Here is a 4,767-nt window from a genome sequence, read left to right as displayed (position 1 = left end):
CTGCCCCCTGAAAACTGGACCGTTTGAAGCTGGAGTTTTCGGCTAATCTTTCCTGGCTGGGAGAGGAGCGGAAACGCATGAAGGCATCGAAGTTCACGGAGGCGCAGAAGGCGTTCATCCTGAAGCAGGGGGAGCAGGGAACGCCGGTCGCGGAGATCTGTCGCAAGGCGGGGATCAGCCAGGCGACCTATTTCAATTGGAAGAAGAAATATGGCGGGTTGCTGCCAGACGAGATGCGCCGGCTGAAGGCGCTTGAGGACGAGAACACACGGCTGAAGAAGATCGTCGCCGATCTGACCCTCGATCGGGAGATGTTGCAGGACGTGATCCGCCGAAAGCTCTGAAGCCTGGGCGTCTGCGAGAGATCGTGACCGGGATGTGCGTCGACTGGGGCGTGTCGATCCGGAAGGCCTGTGGGGCCATCTGCCTTGACACGTCCAGCTACCACTACAAGTCCCGGCGGACGCATCAGGCTGCCGTCGAAAGGCGGATCAGGGAGATCTGCGAGACGCGTGTGCGGTATGGCTATCGCCGTGTGCATGTCTTGCTTCGGCGAGAAGGTTGGATCATCAACATGAAGAAGACGCGCAGGATTTACAACGAATTGGGGCTTCAGCTGCGGAACAAGCACCCGAAACGCCGGGTGAAAGCGAAGCTGCGCGAGGACCGCCAGGAAGCGGTCGGCCCGAACGATGTCTGGGCGATGGACTTCGTTCACGACCAACTCGCCATGGGCAAGAAGCTCCGCATCCTGACCGTGGTGGACACCCATTCCCGGCTCTGTCCAGCGGCTGATGCCCGCTTCGCCTACCGCGGCGAAGACGTCGTGCAAACACTGGAGAAGGTCTGCGCCAAGATCGGCTACCCGAAGACCATTCGGGTCGATAATGGCAGCGAGTTCATCTCCCGTGACCTCGACCTCTGGGCCTATGCCAACGACGTCACGTTGGACTTCTCGCGACCGGGAAAACCGACCGACAACGGGTTCATCGAGGCGTTCAATTCGAAGCTCCGCGCGGAATGCCTGAACGCGCACTGGTTCATGAGCCTTGCCGACGCCCGCGAAAAGCTGGAAGATTGGCGTAGACACTACAACGAAGACCGACCTCACAGCGCGATCGGATACAACATCCCGATGGCCATGCATTATCCCGATGGCGTCACCAGCCCGTCATCGTGAGACAGCCGGAAAAATCCAGCTTCCGGCGGTCCAAGGTCGGGGAGCAGTGCACAAACCCGCAGACTCTTGTTATGAACGAGGGACCCAAGGGGGGCAGGTCAGCTTCAAAAAAAGCGCGCTTCAGATATCCTTCATCAACCTCAGGGCATCGTAGATCGCGGCGTGCGTGTTGCGCGCGCTGACTGCATCGCCGATGCGATAGAGTGCAAAGGCACCGTCAGGATTGCGAGTGACGTCCTGCGACCGCCCGTCGATCAGCGCATCGTAATCGACCGCCCCCCCGTTCGACGACATCGGTTTCAGCTCGAAATACAGATCATCCATCGGCATTGTGCCGTAGTTCACAACCACCTGATCACAGGAAAATTCCGTTCTCAGGTCGCTGTAGTCCGTGCCGATCACGGCCTTGAGCCGATTGCCGTCACGCTGCACGTCCAGCAGGCGGCGGGTGACGGTAAAGGTCACGTCCTTGTCCTGGAGCGCCCGCATGTACGGCACGAGGTTCATCGCCATTATCTCTGGCGCGACTGTTCGGTCTGGGGTCATAACTTCGACAGTGCTGCCCGCGTTGGCTGCAATTTCGGCGGCCATGACACCAGGGTGATCGCCGCTTTCGTCATAGATCAGAACGTTTTGGCCCGGCTTCACGTCGCCTGCGATGATGTCCCATGCAGTAACGACGAGGTCCAGTTCCTTGCCGCTTTCGAACAGCTCGACATTGGGCAGACCGCCAGTGGCGACGATCACCACATCCGGGCTCAACGCGGTGACATCGTCTGCCTCGGCCCAGCTGTTGAAGCGAAACTCGACATCGCGCGCGGCGCATTGCGCCATGCGCCAATCGATGATGGAGATCATCTCGCGGCGGCGCGGGTTCCGTGCTGTCAGGCGGATCTGGCCGCCCGGATCGGGCTGCGCCTCAAAGACAGTCACGTCGTGGCCGCGTTCGGCAGCGACCCGCGCCGCCTCGAGCCCCGCGGGACCCGCGCCCACGATCACCACCCTCTTGCGGTTCGCCGCGGCTTCGATGGCATGTGGCATGGTCAATTCGCGGCCCGTCGCGGCGTTGTGAATGCACAGCGCGTCACCGGCCTGGTAGATGCGGTCTAGGCAGTAGGTCGCGCCGACGCAGGGGCGGATGTCGTCTTCGCGCCCCTCCATGATCTTCTTAACGATATGCGGGTCGGCCATGTGCGCACGGGTCATGCCAACCATGTCCAGAAGTCCGGCTGCGACCGCATGGCGCGCGGTGGCCACGTCCGGGATCTTTGCAGCGTGGAATGTCGGCATGCCGGTGGCCTTCTTGACCTCGCCCGCGAAATCGAGATGCGGCGCGTTCTTCATGCCCTGGATCGGGATCAGGTCGGTCATGGCCGGGTCGGTGTGGATACGCCCGCGCACCACGTTGAGGAAATCCACCATGCCAGTATCCGCAAGCCGTTTGGAAATTTCGATGCCTTCCTCCGCGGTAATGCCCCCGGCCTCTGCCTCGTCCGCCGTGTAGCGCAGGCCGACGATGAAGTCGTCGCCGACGCGGTTGCGGATACCGCCCAGCACGTCCATCAGCAGTTGCATCCGTGTGTCCAGCGTCTTGCCGCCATAGGGACCATCAAGATCATTGGTCAATGGCGACCAGAACTGATCCAGCAGGTGACCGTAAACCTGCAATTCGATCCCGTCCATGCCGCCTGCCTTCATGCGCTCGGTGGCATCGGCGAAATCAGCGATGATACGCTCGATATCCCAATCCTCGGCGCGCTTGGGGAAGGCCCGGTGCGCCGGTTCGCGATGCTTGGAGGAGGAGACAGACGGCAGCCAGGACCCCTTGTTCCAGCTGGTGCGACGGCCGAGATGGGTCAGCTGGATCATCACCGCGCAGCCGTGATCGTGGCACGCATCGGTCAACTGGCGGATCCACGGCACCACCTCATCCTTGTAGGCGAGGATGTTGTTGAACACCGGGGGGCTGTCCCTGGACACGGCCGCAGACCCCGCCGTCATTGCCAGCGCCACACCCGCCTTGGCGCGCTCCGCGTGATACGCGGCGTAGCGTTCTTTGGGCATCCCGTCCTCCGGGTAGGCCGGTTCGTGGCTGGTGGTCATGATACGGTTGCGCAGGGTCAGGTGCTTTAGCCGGTAAGGCTGCAACAAGGGATCTTTGGACATGGGCTGGCTCCGTTTCATTGTCAGAACGATTCCAGAAATGTTCACTGCTGTCAATTTAATGTTCATCGGTGATGATTTTCTTGCTGAAATCGACGCGAGGCTTTAGGGTGTCAACATGCAGACGAAGACCGAAAAGAACGAAAAAACAGGGGGATGGCGCGGGTCGCGCGAAGTCTGGCTTGAAGCGGCGCGCGAGGCTTTCGTTACGTCCGGGCTTGACGCTGTGAAGATCCAGCCGCTGGCCACCCAGCTGAAATTGTCACGCACCAGTTTCTACTGGTTCTTTCCGGATCGCGCCGCGCTGCTGGACGCCATCTTGGCGGATTGGGAAGCGACCAATACCGGGAGCCTTGTACGCGCGACGGAGGATTATGCCGAAACCATCGCGGAAGCGGTGCTCAATCTGATCGGGGTATTCATGGAGGGCGGGCCGTTCGAGACCCGGCTGGACCTTGCAGTGCGTGGCTGGGCACATCAGTCGGACAAAGTTGCTGCCCGCGTCCGCGCCGCCGACGCCTCTCGACTGAGCGCCATCCGCAGCATGTTCGAACGGTTCGGGTTTGCCCCCGGCGAGGCGGATGTTCGGGCGCGAACCGTCTATCTTACGCAGATCGGCTACATCTCAATGCACGTGCGCGAAGCCATGGGCGAACGACTGGCCCGAGTGCCTGATTACGTCATGACGTTCACGGGACAGCCGCCAACAGAACGCGAAATCGCCCGGTTCAATGCGCGTCACGAGGCCGGTTGAATTCCACTTTCGACCCGCGCCGGCGTTGTTGCGCAACTCGCGCCTGAGGCGTGACTGCCCCTTGCCCCACTAAACTCAGGCCACGCGGACGATCTCGGCGGTGCCGAGAGCGTTGAAGCGGTTAATGATTGCGAGGCGGATGTGGATTTCGGCGGTCTGGCGGTCCGGGTCTCGTGCCATGATGCGCTCGCCGAAGGATTTCAGGCAGCGCATCTTCGCCTCGATGCGGCTTCGGGCGTGGTATCCCGTCCAGCGTTTCCAGAACCCCCGACCGTAGTGCCGTGTGGCGCGCAATGTCTCGTTTCTGACGCGTGCCGCCGGGCAGTCGTCTTTCCACAGGCGGCCGTTCCTGCGGATCGGGATGATCGCGGTGCCCTGCCGGTCGACGATGGCCTTGTGGCAGCGGCGTGTGTCGTAGGCGCCGTCGGCGGTCACGGTGCCGATCTGCTCACCTGCCGGGATCTGGCCCAGCAGGTCCGGCAGCACGGGGCTGTCGCCGTCGCGGCTTGGGGTGAATTCCGCGGCGCGGATGTCGGATGTCGCCGGGTCCATCGCCAGATGGACCTTGCGCCATTGGCGGCGGCCCTGCACCCCGTGCTTGCGGGCCTGCCATTCGCCATCGCCCAGGAACTTGATCCCGGTGCTGTCCACGAGCAGGTTCAACGGCCCG

The 4,767-nt window shown here is 62.0% G+C and carries 4 protein-coding genes; 2 read left to right on the top strand and 2 right to left on the bottom strand.

Annotation, left to right across the window (positions count from 1 at the left end; translation table 11 throughout):
* The first annotated feature begins 77 nt into the window (after positions 1-77).
* Positions 78-1,180 (top strand): IS3 family transposase gene (locus DKT77_RS13855; protein ID WP_109810157.1). Its coding sequence is split into 2 segments (ribosomal slippage): positions 78-339 and positions 339-1,180, totalling 1,104 coding nucleotides; the frame shifts between segments, so codons are not numbered across the junction.
* A gap of 120 nt (positions 1,181-1,300) precedes the next feature.
* On the opposite strand, the gene DKT77_RS13850 is transcribed toward DKT77_RS13855, so the two are convergent.
* Positions 1,301-3,346, bottom strand: a complete 2,046-nt coding sequence (locus tag DKT77_RS13850; protein ID WP_109812286.1) for an NADH:flavin oxidoreductase — start codon at positions 3,344-3,346, stop codon at positions 1,301-1,303.
* A 115-nt stretch (positions 3,347-3,461) separates the two neighbouring features.
* Here DKT77_RS13850 and DKT77_RS13845 point away from each other — a divergent pair, with 115 nt between their 5' ends.
* Positions 3,462-4,097: a TetR/AcrR family transcriptional regulator gene (locus DKT77_RS13845; protein WP_109812285.1), complete on the top strand. Its 636-nt coding sequence runs from the start codon at positions 3,462-3,464 to the stop codon at positions 4,095-4,097.
* 75 nt (positions 4,098-4,172) lie between these two features.
* Here DKT77_RS13845 and DKT77_RS13840 read toward each other — a convergent pair.
* On the bottom strand, positions 4,173-4,767 hold a 595-nt coding region (locus DKT77_RS13840), incomplete at its 5' end, for an IS5 family transposase (RefSeq protein WP_109812284.1).

Origin of the sequence: Meridianimarinicoccus roseus, assembly GCF_003172915.1 — a bacterium.
Classification (GTDB): Bacteria; Pseudomonadota; Alphaproteobacteria; order Rhodobacterales; family Rhodobacteraceae; genus Meridianimarinicoccus; species Meridianimarinicoccus roseus.
This window is presented reverse-complemented; position numbering and strand designations above follow the sequence as displayed.

Excerpts from the sequence above, each read along its gene's own strand:
- DKT77_RS13850 (WP_109812286.1), bottom strand. The coding sequence starts at position 3,346 with ATGTCCAAAGATCCCTTGTTGCAGCCTTACCGGCTAAAGCACCTGACC.
- DKT77_RS13845 (WP_109812285.1), top strand. The coding sequence starts at position 3,462 with ATGCAGACGAAGACCGAAAAGAACGAAAAAACAGGGGGATGGCGCGGG.